Origin of the sequence: Aeromonas sp. ASNIH5, assembly GCF_002902865.1 — a bacterium.
Lineage (GTDB): Bacteria > Pseudomonadota > Gammaproteobacteria > Enterobacterales > Aeromonadaceae > Aeromonas > Aeromonas caviae.
Genome location: NZ_CP026122.1, coordinates 736,724 through 751,566 on the forward strand (window position 1 = coordinate 736,724; position 14,843 = coordinate 751,566).

At 63.1% G+C, this 14,843-nt stretch carries 12 protein-coding genes; 8 read left to right on the plus strand and 4 right to left on the minus strand.

Translation table 11 applies throughout. The features are described 5' to 3' along the window. Positions 1-366: 366 nt before the first annotated feature. Both C2U30_RS03260 and C2U30_RS03265 read left to right on the plus strand, forming a co-directional pair. A complete protein-coding gene (locus C2U30_RS03260; RefSeq protein ID WP_158654831.1) occupies positions 367-1,164 on the plus strand; it encodes a helix-turn-helix domain-containing protein in 798 nt (265 codons plus the stop codon). Positions 1,165-1,324: 160 nt separating this feature from the next. Next, positions 1,325-1,864: a glycine zipper 2TM domain-containing protein gene (locus C2U30_RS03265; RefSeq protein WP_103243159.1), complete on the plus strand. Its 540-nt coding sequence runs from the start codon at positions 1,325-1,327 to the stop codon at positions 1,862-1,864. Between the two features lie 156 nt (positions 1,865-2,020). Here the strand turns inward: C2U30_RS03265 and C2U30_RS03270 are convergent, their stop codons facing one another. Beyond that, the gene (locus C2U30_RS03270; protein ID WP_103243160.1) at positions 2,021-5,239 is read right to left on the minus strand and encodes an ExeM/NucH family extracellular endonuclease; all 3,219 of its coding nucleotides are present in this window, start codon (positions 5,237-5,239) and stop codon (positions 2,021-2,023) included. Positions 5,240-5,833: 594 nt separating this feature from the next. Here C2U30_RS03270 and C2U30_RS03275 point away from each other — a divergent pair. The 6 genes from C2U30_RS03275 (at position 5,834) to C2U30_RS03300 (ending at position 12,628) form a co-directional block, all read left to right on the plus strand. Next, positions 5,834-6,955, plus strand: coding sequence for an ABC transporter substrate-binding protein (locus C2U30_RS03275; RefSeq protein ID WP_103243161.1), 1,122 nt, complete (start codon positions 5,834-5,836; stop codon positions 6,953-6,955). A gap of 123 nt (positions 6,956-7,078) precedes the next feature. Beyond that, positions 7,079-8,179, plus strand: a complete 1,101-nt coding sequence (locus tag C2U30_RS03280) for an ABC transporter substrate-binding protein (protein WP_103243162.1) — start codon at positions 7,079-7,081, stop codon at positions 8,177-8,179. 51 nt (positions 8,180-8,230) lie between these two features. Continuing rightward, positions 8,231-9,283, plus strand: a complete 1,053-nt coding sequence (locus tag C2U30_RS03285) for a FecCD family ABC transporter permease (protein WP_103243163.1) — start codon at positions 8,231-8,233, stop codon at positions 9,281-9,283. Then, positions 9,276-10,046, plus strand: a complete 771-nt coding sequence (locus C2U30_RS03290) for an ABC transporter ATP-binding protein (protein ID WP_010674674.1) — start codon at positions 9,276-9,278, stop codon at positions 10,044-10,046. Before C2U30_RS03285 ends, C2U30_RS03290 begins: the two co-directional genes overlap by 8 nt. 55 nt (positions 10,047-10,101) lie before the next feature. Next, positions 10,102-11,298, plus strand: coding sequence for an MFS transporter (locus tag C2U30_RS03295; protein WP_103243164.1), 1,197 nt, complete (start codon positions 10,102-10,104; stop codon positions 11,296-11,298). A 127-nt stretch (positions 11,299-11,425) separates the two neighbouring features. Further along, complete coding sequence (locus C2U30_RS03300) at positions 11,426-12,628, plus strand: ISL3-like element ISAeme19 family transposase (RefSeq protein ID WP_076611394.1); 1,203 nt, start codon at positions 11,426-11,428, stop codon at positions 12,626-12,628. 182 nt (positions 12,629-12,810) lie between these two features. Here C2U30_RS03300 and C2U30_RS03305 read toward each other — a convergent pair whose 3' ends face one another. The 3 genes from C2U30_RS03305 to C2U30_RS03315 form a co-directional block, all read right to left on the minus strand. Continuing rightward, the gene (locus tag C2U30_RS03305; RefSeq protein ID WP_103243165.1) at positions 12,811-13,695 is read right to left on the minus strand and encodes an AEC family transporter; all 885 of its coding nucleotides are present in this window, start codon (positions 13,693-13,695) and stop codon (positions 12,811-12,813) included. 11 nt (positions 13,696-13,706) lie between these two features. Next, the gene (locus C2U30_RS03310; RefSeq protein WP_010674671.1) at positions 13,707-14,264 is read right to left on the minus strand and encodes a YaeQ family protein; all 558 of its coding nucleotides are present in this window, start codon (positions 14,262-14,264) and stop codon (positions 13,707-13,709) included. A 188-nt stretch (positions 14,265-14,452) separates the two neighbouring features. Then, positions 14,453-14,593 carry a TIGR02808 family protein gene (locus tag C2U30_RS03315; protein WP_010674670.1) on the minus strand — a complete coding sequence of 47 codons (141 nt, stop codon included), beginning with the start codon at positions 14,591-14,593 and terminating at the stop codon, positions 14,453-14,455. Positions 14,594-14,843: the final 250 nt, after the last annotated feature.

The window sequence follows — 14,843 nt, forward strand, 5'->3', positions numbered from 1 at the left end:
ATGAAAGGGTATCAAGGGGGGCCGAGCCCAGGTATTAGCGAAACGTCTTAGGGTGGTGAAGAGATGACACATGCCCCACCGACCACCTTGCCACGGGAGCATGAACGAGCCTCAAATCAATGCCGCCAGCACAAACATCAGACAAACCAGAAGGCACGCCAGTACGTTGACTACGGGGGGCAGCGCCAGTCCCCTGAGCCCCCCACTCACCCACAGGCTGTGCTCACTCCTGTCTATCCACTGAACACCGCCCCTCATCTGATCGCGATACATGACTACCTCTCCTGTGCTAAAAGAGAGCAAAGCATCACGCCAAGACCACATCAAGGCCATAAATACAAATGAATGGTCACCAGGAGATACCAAATGGATAGAGAGAGGACCCTCCCTCGGGACAGAGAAAGCATCGATCACGCCATGTGCCAGTTGTTCAAGCGCCACCTCAAGCGCGCCGGCATCTCGTACAAGGCGCTGGCGGGAGAGTTGAACATGTCGGAAGCCAGTGTCAAACGACTGCTCAATCAGACTCAACCCTTCACTCTGGACCGCATGCTGGCGATTGCCACGCTCCTCGGCGTTCCCCTCTCCCAGATCCTGACGGAGGCAGAGCAGTTGGCCGCAAGCGTCGTCCACTTCACGCCGCAGCAGGATGCCGCCTTCTGCCAGCGCCCCGAGCTCTACAGCCTGTTGCTGCAGATCCTGCAACAGGGCACGGATCCCGATGCGCTGTGCCAGCACTTCGGGCTCAATGCCCCCTCGCTTTATCTGTATCTGCGCGAGCTCGAGCAGCTCGGACTCGTGGCGCTGCAGAGCGGACTCAGCTTTCGTCTGCTGGTGCCCCGGCACGTGGCATTTAGGGACTCGGCCCGCTTCCCCCTGCGCTTCAAGAATCAAGTCATCGAAGGATTGCAGGCACGCGTCCAGCACCTGACGCCCCGCGATCGTCAGGCCTATCTCATCACCGCCCGGCTTCGGCTGACCGAAGCCGAGTTCATGGAGTACCGCCTTGCGCTGGAGACGCTCATGCTGGACACCCTCAAACTGAGCCTCAAGCGTGACCCTGCCACGCCGGTTCTGGCGGACTACACCATCCTGGACATGGGCGCACTGGGCAGTTATCAACCCATGTTGCCGCAACCCGTCAACCTCAATCCCTCCACATAGGTCTCTTCTTTGTCGCCAATCGCCGACGCTATTTTTGTGCGGTCATTTTTTGCGCAGTCAGCCCCTGTCGCGATCCCGTGGCCCTTGCCTTGAGCCTGCGGCGCAAAATGCCAAGAATGATCCCAAGCCCTCAACGGGTATGAGTACAAGGAGAAGAGTGATGAACAAATCCATGTTGGCAGGTGTCGGGATCGGTGTGGCCTCTGCGCTGGCATTGTCGGCGGTCGCCAGCGGATCCCTGTTTTCATCAGAGCCCCAGTTTGCCGAGGTGCTGGCCAGCAAGCCGGTGACCGAGACCATCAAGACGCCGCGTCAGGAGTGCCGCAACGTCACCCTGACCCACCGCAAGCCGGTGCAGGACGAGCACAAGATCCTGGGTACCGTGGTTGGCGCGGCCCTGGGCGGCGTGGTCGGCCACCAGTTTGGCGGTGGCAGCGACAAGAAGGTGGCCACCGCCGCCGGTGCCGTGGCAGGGGGTTATGCCGGGAATCAGGTGCAGGGCAACATGCAGGCCGGTGATACCTACACCACCACGGAGCAGCGCTGCAAGACGGTGCAGGAGAGCAGCACCCGCACCATCGGCTATGACGTCACCTACCGCCTCGCCGGCCAGGAAGGGGTGGTACGCATGGAGAAGCAACCCGGCCCCACCATTCCGGTCAAGGATGGCAAGCTGGTACTGAGCAACGCGCAGGGTTGATACTCCGTTAGGAGCGCCCTGCCATGAGGAAGGCCCACCACGATGGTGGGCCTTTTTCATCTTCGCAACCCAACCTGTCTGCAACAAGTCTTCCCAACAAACGTCTTCCCAACTAAGAAAGGGGCCCGCAGGCCCCTTCTTGTTGCTCAATCATCCTCAGTGGCGACCGAAGGGCCACCAGGACTTGTCGTTGTCCAGAATGTCGACCCGGGTCTGCTGCAAGGCGCCGGGCTGGCCCCCTTCCACCCGATCGAGGCTCACCCTGAACTGCTCGGTGGGCTCGACGAACCAGTCATCGATGATCAGCACCTTGACCGACTTGCTGCCCCCCTCGCCCGCGGCCCAGCTCACCGACTGACCGAACCAGGGCAGGAAATCCAGCCCCCAGCGCGCCGTGACCCCGTCAAGGGCCACCCGGGCCCGGGCTGGCTTGCTGAGATCGCCGCTTCGCACCAGGGGGATCTCGGCAAACCACTGCCCCTCGTTCACCGTGATACTGGCCTGAGCCAGCGAGATGGTGGACGGCGCCAGCTTGTCCTTGATGGTCACCAGGGTCTGGTGCTGATCCCCCAGGGTCGCGCCGCTCGCATCAAACAGCTCCAGGGTAAAGGTCTCGTCCCCCTCGTGCAGGGTGTCGCTCTTCACCGGGATGCTGATGGTCTGGGGCTCGCTCTGCCCGGCAGCCCAGTGCAGGGTACCGGTGAGGGGCGCCACGTCGCTTGCGTCCGCGCTGCCATGGACGATGCGATAACTCACGCTCGCCTCCCCATGGCTGCCGTCACGGCGCGCCACGCTCAAGACCAGAGTGTTGCCCTCCTCCACGTTTGCAGCGGCGCTCTCGAGGCTCAATACCCCGGCGGGCGGCAGCGGATACTGGATGGCCACCAGCACGGGATCGTGATCCGAGGCGCTGAAGGGGCCTTCGGATTTCGCCAGCTGGCCGCTGTACTTGCTGCCGTACTCGAAGAAGTTGCTCTCGGCGGAGTTGATGTGCCAATCCTCGATGCCGATCACCTTGGCCGCGAGACTCGGGTTTGCCAGGGCGTGATCCAGGTTGCCGAGCTCCCCTTCGTAGCTGTAGGAGTAGGTGTCGGTGCCGTGGAAGCGGGTGTTGAGGTTCACAAACCCATACCCCTTGCCCAGGGCGCTGCCGCTCTCCTCAAAGGGCTGACCCGCCAGAGTGGTGAAGGAGGCGCTCATGATCTGGCGCGCCTGGGCGGCCGGATCATAGTCGGTCAGCACCCGAATGGGATCCTCCATGCCATAGGCGTTCATGTCGCCGATGAGCAGCAGATCCCCGGCCAGATCCTTGAGCTGCTCCCCCAGCACCTTGGCGGCAGAGACCCGCAGCGCGTTGCAGTGGCCCTGGCCATCCAGCGGATCGGCAGTGGCGTAGTCGGGGTAATCCTCGAAGCAGGCGGAGCCCTTGGACTTGAGGTGGTTGACCACCAGGGTCAGGGGCGCATCCCCCTTGGGCGAGCTGAAGCGCTGCACCAGCGACTCGCGCATCCCCTGATTGATGGTCACCGGCTTGCCGCTGGCGTCCACCGCCTCGGCCTGCTGCACCGGCAGCGCGATGAGGCCGGCGGCCCCTTCTGGCGTCACGCTGGCGGGTCGGTAGATGAGCCCCACCGTGATGGCGTCGGTGCCAATGGGCTTGCCATCCGGCGAGGCAATCCAGCGGTAGTGATCCGCCTCATCCGGCTGGGCAGCGTTCAAGGCCGCAACCAGATTGGCGATGGCGGAGTTGTCGCCGTAGCCGTTGTTCTCGATCTCCATCAGCCCCACCACATCGGCATTGAGGCGGGTGATGGCGCTGACGATCTTGGTGCGCTGCAGCTCGAACTCCGCCACCGTCAGGGCGCCCCGGTTGCTGCCGGTGGGGTTGGCATCGCCCCCCACGACCGTGGTGAAGAAGTTGAGCACGTTGAAGCTGGCGACCCGCAGATCCCCCGCCTCGGCAAGTTCCGGCGTTTCCACCCGATCCCAGCCGCTGTGATCAATCTGGCTCGCGTCGATGCGGTTGCTGGCCACCAGCCGGAACAGGTTGTAGGAGTAGCCAAGCGCCCCCTCCAGCCCGTTGAGCTTGTCGCCGATGCGCAGGTAACCGTCCTCGGCGTTGAAGCCGGGGAACCAGGGCAGCACGCCGTCCGGCGCCTTGGCGTCGGTCTCCACCACCAGCTGGTTCTGCTGGTTGCGAAGGGCCCAGTCGCTCGCCTCCTGGCTCATGGCGGCAAATTTCTGGGTCGACTTGATGAGCGGCGCGCCATAAGAGAGCACCAGGTTGTTGCGCTTGCCGTCGTAATCGAAGCTGAAGTTGCGGGTCACCACCAGGCTGGAGCCCGGCACCAGCCGTACCTGCATCCCCTCGTGACGCTCCAGCAGCTGGCTCAGGCCCTCCCCCGCCACCGGCAGCAGATCCACCGCAGCCGGGATGGCCCCTTGCGGCCGGGTCACCACCAGCTCGTCGGCATTGATCTGGGTCTGGTTGAAATACTCCTTCACCTTGCCCGAAACGCACACCTCGGCCCCCGGCACGACGGCAGCGTTGGCCTTGGTGGTGTAAACGAAGAGGCCGTCGGAGGTGGCCGGATCGCCGTCCCCCTGCTCGTCCTGAATGAAGAAGCCCTTGTAGAGGCCGCTCACTACCTGGGTTACCACGCCGCGGGTGGCATAAGCCTGTTCCGATTCAAACTTGCCGGCCGGCACCAGCGGGCTGCTGCTGCCCGGGCCCTGAATGACGGGCACCGGCACCAGGCTCTCCACCGGGCAGACGAAAGCGGGCGGCTGGGTGCCATCGCAGGGGCCATCGCCACTGCACCCCAGACCACTGGCGTCATCCTTCGGGGCGGCCACGTATTCCAGCGCCGGATCGAAGGGGGCGGTTGCATCGGTCCGGCCCATGGTGACGGTGGCCTTGCGGCGCAGGGTCATGTCCAGGGTCGAGACGCTCCCCGACACCCAGGCCGTGCCCGGATCCACCCCCACCTGGCCGACGCTGTCCACTATCTCGCTGCCGCGATAGAGCACCAGGGCATCGTCGCCGTTGAACACCAGGTTGCCGCTGGTCTGATTGGCCTTGGCCAGGATCTCGGCATTTGCGGAGGGGTTGGCCAGCACCAGACTGGCGCCCGGGGCCAGGGTGCCTTGCAGCGCCAGGCTGTTGGTGGGGGATTCGCTGATGGGTTTGCCGTTGGCGTAGAGGGCCAGCCGGTATTGGGAGAGATCGACGAGGTCGCTGCCGAGGTTGCTCAGCTCCACCGCCTTGTTGTTGCCGGACCCTTCCAGGTATTCGGTGATAAGCAGTTGCGCCTGTGCCTGTCCAGCGAGCGCCAGCCCGACGGCCAGCGCCACCAGAGAGTGTCTTCCTGACATGGTCAGTTTCCTTTTTTATTTGCAGATCATGTTATTGGCGCCCCGCACAAGGCGGGCCGCAGCACCTTGGATGCAGCCATCAACGGGAGGCATGTCAGCCCCCGGCCGAAACTGCGCGCCCACTCTGCCCCGTCGGCGCCGGGGCTGCTGCGAGCTGGCTAACAATGACAACAAAATGTTGCGCCAAGGTGACGGGCAATACCCGAATGGGCAGTGTCTGCCATCGCTGCGCAGGAAGTTGTCGCCCCCCAGCCCCTGCTGGCGGCCTCTGTCAGGGAGCGACATCGGCTCCGGGGCAGACGGGTGAGCATTACGCAGGCCTCTGCCCGGTACCATTTCGTGAACAGCGCCACTCACAGACACTGGATCATGGGCAAATCCATGGGCGCCATACCGGGCGCCACTCCCTTCGTGGCCCGAGAAGGCAGAAAACCGGGGGTGGAACGCTCTCCTGGTGCTCTTGTGGAACCGGTTCCAGTAATGACAGAAATAACAAGAGAGGGGATGACACAAACGTTTGTTGCTTTTGCGCTCGCGAATGGCAATAGTTCTCACTTTCTTTTTTGACCGTCTCTATTCTCGAGGTGCTACAAGATGTTTCGTCACCCCCTGGCAAAGTTGCTGCTGCTCGGCCAGCTCGTCCTGGTGAGCTGGATGGCGCAGGCCGCCCCCCCCGTTGAAGTGGAAGATGTGATGGGCCGCAAGGTCTCCCTCAGCCTTCCGGCAAACCGTATCGTGCTCGGTTTCTATCCCGAAGATTACCTGGCGGTGGCCGGTGAAGGCGGGGCCGAACGCCTGGTGGGCATGTCCCTGGGCTGGTTCATGAAGTCCCGTCCCGCCATCTGGTCGCTCTATGTGGCCAGCCAGCCACAACTGGCCAAGGTCCCCGACCTTGGCAACGTGCAGGATCAGAGCTTCTCCATCGAGAAGACCCTGGCAGTCAAGCCCGACCTGGTGATCCTGGCGAAGTGGCAATATGAGGCCCTGAGCGCCGACCTGCCACGCCTTGAACAGGCGGGGATCCCGGTGGTGGTCATCGACTACAACGCCCAGACCCTGACACAGCACATGGCGAGCACCCTGCTGCTTGGCAAGCTGACCGGCCAGGAGGCCCGCGCCCGGAAGATGGCCGACGAGTACAAGGCCAAGATTGACACCATCACCTCCCGCATCGCCGCCGCGAAGCGCACGCCGCCCCGGGTCTACATCGAGCTGGGTGACAAGGGCCCGGCCGAGTACAGCTACACCTATGGCAAGGACATGTGGGGCGCCATGGCCCTGCTGGCCGGTGGCAACAACGTGGCCGCCCCCTTCGTCGATCGCTGGGGCCCCATCCACCCGGAACAACTGCTGGCGAGCAAGCCCGAGGTGATCCTGATGGCTGGCTACGAGAGCGTGAGCAGTGCCGTCGCCATGCAGGTCGGCCAGGATGTGTCGGAAGAGACCGTGCGCCAGCGTCTGCAAGGCTTTGCCGCCCGTCCGGGCTGGAGCGAGCTGCCTGCGGTGAAGCAGGGTCGCCTCTACGCGGTCTATCACGGCGCCACCCGCAGCATCATGGATGCCGCCCTCATCGAGTTCATGGCCAAGGCCCTCTATCCGGACCTCTTCCAGGATCTCGACCCCCTGGCCACCTATCAGGCGTTCTACCAGCACTACCTGCCCATCCGTCCCCAGGGCACCTTCATGCTGGGCATTCATCAGCACAACGCGCACTGAGTGTCAGCCGGGGTCTCTCCGGCTCATTCCCTCCTCCACCCGGTGGAGAACCCACCGGCGACCTCAGGTTGCCGGTGACAAAAACGACAAAAAACCACAAGACAAGATGGAGTTCACACGCAGATGACACTTTTCTCCCGCTATGCCAGCCTGGTGCTGGCAAGCCTTTGCTGCTTGTTTGGCACCGCACAGGCGAAAGTTGAAACCCTGACAGATGTGCTGGGACGGGAAGTCCAGGTCGATCTCCCCGCCAAGCGGGTAGTGCTCGCATTTTACTTTGAAGACTACATGGCCGTCGGTGGCGAACAGGCCTTCGATCGGGTCGTCGGCATCTCCCGCGAGGCCTGGGAAGGCTGGCGTCCTGCCAACTGGTCCCTCTTTACCGCCCATCGCCCCTCTCTCAAGGAGATAGCCGACGTAGGCGAGGTAGAAGTGCAGACCTTCTCGGTGGAAAAAGTGCTCGCCCTCAAACCCGACGTCGTCGTCCTGGCCGACTGGCAATACAAAGGTCTTGGCCAGGACGTGGCCCGTCTCGAACAGGCCGGTCTGCCCGTGGTGGTCGTGGACTACAACATGGAACTCCCCGCCAATCACAAGGCCAGTACCTTGCTGCTCGGCAAGATTGCGGGCACCGAGCCTCGCGCTCGCCAGCTCGCAGACGAGTACCAGCATGCCATCGACGAAGTACATGGCCGGATCGCCGCAGCCAATCTGCCCAAGCCCCGTTTCTACGTGGAGTTTGGCAACAAGGGGCCTGACGAATATGGCTTCAGCTATGGCAAGGGCATGTGGGGTCCGCTCGGCCACCTGGCTGGCGGCGACAACATCGCCGCCCCCTTTGTGGAATGGTACGGCCCCATGAACCCCGAGCAGGTTCTGGTCTCCAAACCCGAGGTCATCTTCCTCACCGGCACTGAATCCACCCAGAACCCCACCGCCGTGCTGCTGGGCCAGGGTGTCAATCCCGCGCTCGCTCGGGCACGGCTCCAGGCCTTTACCGAGCGTAAAGGTTGGGCGAACCTGCCAGCGGTGAAGGAAAAGCGCATCTATGGGATTTACCAGGGCGCCTCCCGCACGCTGCTCGATTACACCATGGTCCAGTTCATGGCCAAGGCGCTCTATCCGAGCCTGTTCAAGGAGATGGATCCGCTTGCCAACTACCTCGACTTCTATCGGCGCTATCTGCCGGTCAAGGCAGACGGCACCTTCGCTATCGCTCTTTAACCTTCAACCTTCGTGGGCGCCTCTTGTGGCGCCCGTTTCAGGATTGTCACCATGAATGATTTGGCTGCCCTGCAGCAGACCCTCGCCCGGCAGCGGCAACGGGAGCGCCGTCGCTGGCACTGGCTCCTGCTGCTCGCCTTGGTCCTGTGCATTACCCTGGTGCTCGACATCGCCACCGGCCCCTCCCTGCTGGCCCTGCACGACGTGATCGATGCCTTGATCGCCCCCGCCCAGGCCGATCCCATGACCCGCACCATCGTCCACGACATGCGCCTGCCCATCGCCCTCATGGCTCTGGTGGTCGGTGCCTCCCTCGGTCTTGGCGGTGTGCAGATGCAGACCCTGCTAGACAACCCCCTCGCCAGTCCCTATACCCTCGGGCTCGCGGCGGCGGCGGGCCTTGGCGCGGCGCTGGCCCTCTACACCGGCGGCCTCGGGCTTCCTCCCCTGGTGGCCATCCCTGCCGGTGCCTTCATTGTGTGCATGTTTGCCGCCTGCCTGCTGTTTGGTCTGGCCATGATGCGCCATGTCAGCAGTCAGACCCTGATCCTGGCGGGCATCGCCCTGCTGTTCCTGTTCCAGTCCCTGCTCTCCCTGCTGCAGTTCCTCTCCTCCCCCGAGCTCAACCAGCAGATCCTGTTCTGGCTGTTTGGCAGCCTGATGCGCACCACCTGGGACTCCCTGATCATCACCGCCGTCGTCACCCTGATCTGCACCCTGCTCATCTACCGTGACGCCTGGGCCCTCACCAGCCTGCGCCTCGGGGAAGCCCGCGCCCGCAGCCTCGGGGTCAATGTCGACAGACTGCGCATGAAGACCCTGGTGCTGGTCGCCCTGCTCACCGCCACCGCCACCAGCTTCGTCGGCGTGATCGGCTTCGTCGGCCTGGTGGCCCCCCATATCGCCCGCATGCTGGTGGGGGAAGATCAGCGCTTTTTGATCCCCCTCTCCGCCCTGTGCGGCGCCTGCATGCTCTCGGCGGCCTCGGTGCTCTCCAAGTCCATCATTCCGGGGGCCCTGTTCCCCATCGGCATCGTCACCGCGCTCATTGGCGTGCCCTTCTTCATCTGGTTGATCCTCGGCAGGGGGCGTAAACGTGCTTGAAATATCCCGACTCTCCCTCTCCCTCGGCCAGCAGACCTTGCTGCGGGATCTCAGCCTCACTCTGCATCCGGGTCAGGTCCATGTGATCATCGGCCCGAACGGGACCGGCAAGACCTCCTTGATGCGCACCCTCTTTGGTGAACTGACCCCGGACAGTGGCGACATTCGCCTCGGGGACCAGAGTGCCCGCCAGATGACGCAGGCCAGGTGGCGCCAGCAGTTTGGCTACATGCCCCAGAACATCCAGCTGGAGCTGGATCTCAGCGTCATCGAGGTGGTGGTGCTGGGGCGCCTCGACAGCCTCTCCATGCGCCTCGCGGACGAGGACATCCTGGCCGCCGGCCGTGCCCTGCAGGCGCTCGGCATCGCCCATCTGGCGGATCGCCCCCTCTACTCCCTGAGCGGCGGCCAGCGGCAGATGGTGCTCTTCGCCCAGGTGCTGCTGCGCGACCCCCGCATCATGATGCTGGACGAGCCGGTCAGCGCATTGGACCTGCACCACCAGATGCAACTGATGGAGCACCTGTGCCAGCAGACCCGGGAGCAGCAGTGGATCACCCTGGTGGTGCTGCACGATCTCAACCTGGCCGCCCAGTTTGCCGATCAGCTGATCGTGCTGGCAGGGGGAGATCTGCAGGCCTTCGGCCCCCCCGCCCGGGTGCTCGACGCGGCCCTCATCGAGCGCCTCTACCAGGTGCCGGTGGAGATAAGCCACGATCAGCACGGCATCCCCTTCCTCAGAACCCTGCGAAAGACATCATGACACAGTGCTGCACCACCCCGGCGACCACCTCCCCACGCGCTGGCGGGAGGCGACCATGAACGGCGCCTCCTACTGGCGGGACTGGCAGGGCATGAGCCCGGCCGCCCGCCTGCTCATCACCAATGGGCTCGCCTTCAACCTCGGCTTCTACATGATGATGCCCTTCCTCGCCCAGCACATGGGCAGCGGGCTGGGCCTGGCCGGCTGGGCCTGTGGCCTCGTCATGGGGATGCGGGTATTCAGCCAGCAGGGGCTCTTCCTGTTGGGCGGTACCCTTGGAGATCGCATCGGCTACCATCCCGCCATCGTCTGGGGCTGCCTGGTACGATCCTTGGGCTTCGTGCTGCTGGCCGCCGCCCTCACCGGCTTTGCGGGGGCTCTTTTCACCCCCTGCGCCCAGGCCTACCTTGCCAGCGAATGCCACAACCCGAGCCAGCGTCAGCGCGCCTTCGCCCTGCACAATCTGGCCAGCGAGGCGGGCATGCTGCTTGGCCCCCTGGTCGGCCTCACCTTGACCCAACAGAGCTATACCCTGACGGGGATCCTGGCGGCGAGCCTCTTCGCCCTGCTCGGAGTGCTGCAATACCGGGTGCTGCCCAAACGCCCGGTGAGCAACCAGAGCCCCCGTGGCGCCATCTTGCGCCAATGGGGGGAGATAGTGCGCCAGCGCCCCTTCATGGGGTTCACCCTGCTGGCAGGCAGCTACCAGATCCTGTTCCACCAGCTCTATCTCGCCCTCCCCGCCCATATCCAGAGCCTGCCGGACGCCACCCACCTGCTCGGCGGCGTCTTCACCCTCTCGGCGGTGATCGGTGTCGTGCTCCAGCTCCCGGCCTCCCGCCTGGTGGAGCGCCGCCTGGGAGTACCGCTCGCCATGGGGCTGGGGATAGGCATGATGGGCTTGAGCTATCTCGCCCTGCCCCTGCTGGCCCCCTGGCCGACGGCAGGCGTGTTGACGCAGGTGGCCCTGCTCTCCCTGGGCTCCATCCTCAGCTTCCCGCTCTTCGCCGCCCAACTGCCCCGCTACGCCCCCCCTGAGCAGCTCGGCAGCTACTACGGCTTCTATGCCAGCGCCGGGGGCTGCATGGCGCTCATTGGCAACCTGCTCATCGGCTTTATGCTGGGGGATGCGGGCAGCCGCCCCGCCACCGCCATCTGGTGGCTGCTGGCCCTCGCCGGCCTGCTGGCGGGGTTTGGTCTCTATACCCAACTGCGCAAGGATGGCCAGGTGCAACCTGCTCCCCATCAATAAACAGGGCGGCCAAGGCCGCCCTTTTTTATGGTTCTTCGCGGGATCTTGGGGAAGTGGAAGTTGACAGACAGGGTGCTGGTAAACTGGCTGTCTCCAAACACACCACCACCATCACCCTGCTGTCGCCGTGCATCATATTGATATTGCCTCCTTCTGGCCAGGTTATACCGTCATCGCCCAAGCGCTTTCTGCCAACCATCACACCCTGTTTACCCTTGAGCCTCGCGCCGACCTGTTGCCCCGTTGTCGCCGATGCCTGCAACCCACGCCATTGATCCACGACCAACGTATCCGCCGGGTGCGTGAGCGAGACCTATTTGACCGACAAGTCTGGTTACAACTGCCTGTTCGCCGCGTCGACTGTCTGCGCTGTGGTCGCGTCAGTGAACATATCGACTGGCTCCCCTCTGGCTCCCGCCTCACCCGGCGCATGCAGTGCTGGATTGAAGCGCTCGTTCAGTACCTCCCCATCCGCCATGTCAGCCAGCTCACCGGGGTCGGTTGGCACACCATCAAGGAGATCGACAAGCGCCGTTTGCAGACCAGTGTGGGCACCATCGAACTTGGGGAGGTGCGGCGGCTGGTGATGGATGAGTTTGCCCTGCACAAGGGACACCGCTATGCCACCGTGATCATGGATGCCGAGCGAACCCGCGTCCTGTGGGTGGGGCACGGCAACAGCCGGGCCGCTATCCGTCCCTTCTTCGAGCAGCTCGGCGAGCGATGCCAGCAGATTGAAGCGGTGGCGATGGACATGAACACGGCGTTCGACCTGGAGGTGAAGCAACACTGCCCGCAGGCGGAGGTGGTCTACGACCTGTTCCACGTGGTGGCTCGCTATGGCCGAGAGGTGGTGGACCGGGTGCGAGTGGAGCAGGCGAATGCACTGAAAAGCGATAAACCGGCGCGAAAAGTGGTCAAAAGTGCGCGTTGGTTGCTGCTACGTAATCGGGCGAAGTTGAGTGAAAAACAGGATGTGAAGTTGCAGGAGCTGTTGGCGGCGAATCAACCGCTGGCGATGGTGTACGTGCTGAAAGAGGGGTTGAAGGGCATCTGGTATGCGCCGAGCGTGTGGGAAGGATGGCGACGATGGCGGAGCTGGATGCGGCAGGTGAAGGAAAGCGGGCTAGCGCCGCTGCAACGATTTGGTCGAAATTTATCGAAATATATGCGGGGGATCCTGGCGAGTGCAAACTACCCGATGCACACGAGTGTGCTGGAAGGGGTGAACAACAAGATCAAAGTGATAAAGCGTATGGCATATGGATTTAGGGACTCAGAATACTTTTTTCTGAAAATCAAGGCGGCCTTCCCCGGAAAGCCGCGATGAACCTTTTTTATTCCCTTTCTCCCCCTTCCACTCTCTGCCTTATCCGGCTAAACCGGCTTCAAGACCTTGTCAGATACGCGAGCAAGCTCGGCTGTACTCGATGAGCAAAACAACATCGGACATGCACGATGGCAATAAAAAGGACGCCATCGGGCGTCCTTGAAGAGGAAGACAGAGCAGGGTCAACTCCCCAGATGCAGCGCCAACCACACCGCAAGGGGGATCACCACCACAGAGAGCGCATTGCCGCCGAGCACGATGCTGGCCACCTTGTCGGGCTGGCACTGGTACTGCTCGCACAGGATGTAATTCAATACCGCCGGGGGCAGTGCCACCGAGAGTGTCAGCAGCGGGATCCAGGCAGGCTCCAGGGGCAGCAGCCAGACGGCGAGCCCCAGGGAGAGTCCCCCCGCCAGCAGATAGAGCAGGTTGCACTTGAGGGCCAGCCCCAGATGACCCAGCTCCCCCTCCATCAGCCGGATGCCTAAGGCAAACAGCATCAGGGGCACCGCTATCTGGCCGAGCAGGGAGGCGCTCGTCACCAGGTATTCCGGCAGCGGGATATGCAGGTTGGCCACCAGCAGCCCGGCGAAGGCGGCCCAGAGCACGGGGCTTCTCAGCCAGAGCCAGCGGGAGCTGCTGGCGGAGAGGATGAACATGCCCACCGAGAAGTGGAGCAGGTTGGAGAGCACAAAGAGGATGACGATGGCGCCGAGCTGCTGCTCGCCAAAGGCGAGCACCATCAGCGGAATGCCGAGGTTGCCGGTGTTGCGAAACATGGCGGGCAGGATCAGCGCGGCCCGCTCTATCTCCTTGAGTTTGAGCAGGGAGAACAGCAAGCCGGGCAGCAGGATCACCAGGGCACCGGCCCCCACAAGGGGCAGGTGCGCCGCGAGATCCAGGGGGTATTTCACCAGGGCCGAGAAGACCAGCGCCGGGGTAAAGAGCTCGATATTGGCCCGGTTGACATAACCCAGGGCCCCGCCCGGTCGCAGCCGTCCATAGAGGGCGCCAAGGCACACCACCGCAAACACGGGAATGACGATATTGAGCAGGGCGCTGAACATGGGTATCCCGTTTACAGTTCGCGGGCCGGGCGTCCCATCAGCACCACGGGGTCCAGCGTCACCTCCTGGCTGCCGTTGCTGACCCAGAGCTGGCCGTCGGAGATGGTACAGGTGAGCTGCATGGTGCGCTCCACCATGGCCGCCAGGGGCAAGGTCTGGCTGTCGGAGAGTTCGATGACGCTCAGGTTGTCGTGCAGACCGAGCTTGCCCTGGTTCTGCTTCCACCAGACGCTGGTGCCACGACCGCCATAGAGGTAGAGCACCACCTGGCGAGAGCGGTTGCATGCCTTCTTGAGACGGCGCTCGTCCGGCTGACCCAGCTCAATCCAGAGTTCAATCTCGTCGGAGTAGTTCTTGCACCAGAGCTCGGGCTCGTCGTCGGCTGAGAGCCCCTTGGTGAACTCCAGCCGCTCGGCGGCATGCCAGGCGAAGGCCGCGAGGCGGATCATCATGCGCTCGTCGGTCTCGGAGGGGTGACGGGCCAGGGTGAGGGAGAAGTCCTGATAGAGATTGCGATCCATGTCAGACAAGCTGATCTGGGCCTTGAAGATGGTTGCCTTGAGCGCCATAGAAGTCGTGAATACCTGATAAAAGAGAAGGGGGCGGACATGCCGGGCGTCAGTGTAATCAAAATGGCCGCCGGGTTCGACCGTCTTGCGCTCCCTTTACCCCATCAGGGGCGGGCAAGTGCTTCAGAAGACACAAAAAACAAATGCCAGTCGTGAGACTGGCATTTGGCGGCATGAACGAGAGTGACTCACTTCTCGGCGGACTTGACCCCGAAGGCATTGAGCAGCAGGCAGCAGGTCACTGCCACTGCCACGAACCCGCTCAGGAAGATAAAGGGCATGGCCCCATACCCCAATACAGTCCAGATGGTGTGTTCAAGCAGACTCATAGTGTGTCCTTCATCCAGTGAAATGGGTGTCCCTTTCGTGACGGGGTCGCCCCCGTTCCTGATAAGACTATTTGACCTCAACCCGCGCCTGAGTCCTATGCCACCAAAGTAATAAATGGGGCACCAGTTTGCGCCAGATCAAGGTTTTACCCCTCCCCGCCCCGTTTTTCTTCGCGCCCCCGCCCCAAACCGGAAAGGTACGCCCAACAAAAAGCGAGGCGACCTTGGGGTCGCCTCGCTCGATGCATGC

Excerpts from the sequence above, each read along its gene's own strand:
- C2U30_RS03260 (WP_158654831.1), top strand. The coding sequence starts at position 367 with ATGGATAGAGAGAGGACCCTCCCTCGGGACAGAGAAAGCATCGATCAC.
- C2U30_RS03265 (WP_103243159.1), top strand. The coding sequence starts at position 1,325 with ATGAACAAATCCATGTTGGCAGGTGTCGGGATCGGTGTGGCCTCTGCG.
- C2U30_RS03270 (WP_103243160.1), bottom strand. The coding sequence starts at position 5,239 with ATGTCAGGAAGACACTCTCTGGTGGCGCTGGCCGTCGGGCTGGCGCTC.
- C2U30_RS03275 (WP_103243161.1), top strand. The coding sequence starts at position 5,834 with ATGTTTCGTCACCCCCTGGCAAAGTTGCTGCTGCTCGGCCAGCTCGTC.
- C2U30_RS03280 (WP_103243162.1), top strand. The coding sequence starts at position 7,079 with ATGACACTTTTCTCCCGCTATGCCAGCCTGGTGCTGGCAAGCCTTTGC.
- C2U30_RS03285 (WP_103243163.1), top strand. The coding sequence starts at position 8,231 with ATGAATGATTTGGCTGCCCTGCAGCAGACCCTCGCCCGGCAGCGGCAA.
- C2U30_RS03295 (WP_103243164.1), top strand. The coding sequence starts at position 10,102 with ATGAACGGCGCCTCCTACTGGCGGGACTGGCAGGGCATGAGCCCGGCC.
- C2U30_RS03305 (WP_103243165.1), bottom strand. The coding sequence starts at position 13,695 with ATGTTCAGCGCCCTGCTCAATATCGTCATTCCCGTGTTTGCGGTGGTG.
- C2U30_RS03310 (WP_010674671.1), bottom strand. The coding sequence starts at position 14,264 with ATGGCGCTCAAGGCAACCATCTTCAAGGCCCAGATCAGCTTGTCTGAC.
- C2U30_RS03315 (WP_010674670.1), bottom strand. The coding sequence starts at position 14,593 with ATGAGTCTGCTTGAACACACCATCTGGACTGTATTGGGGTATGGGGCC.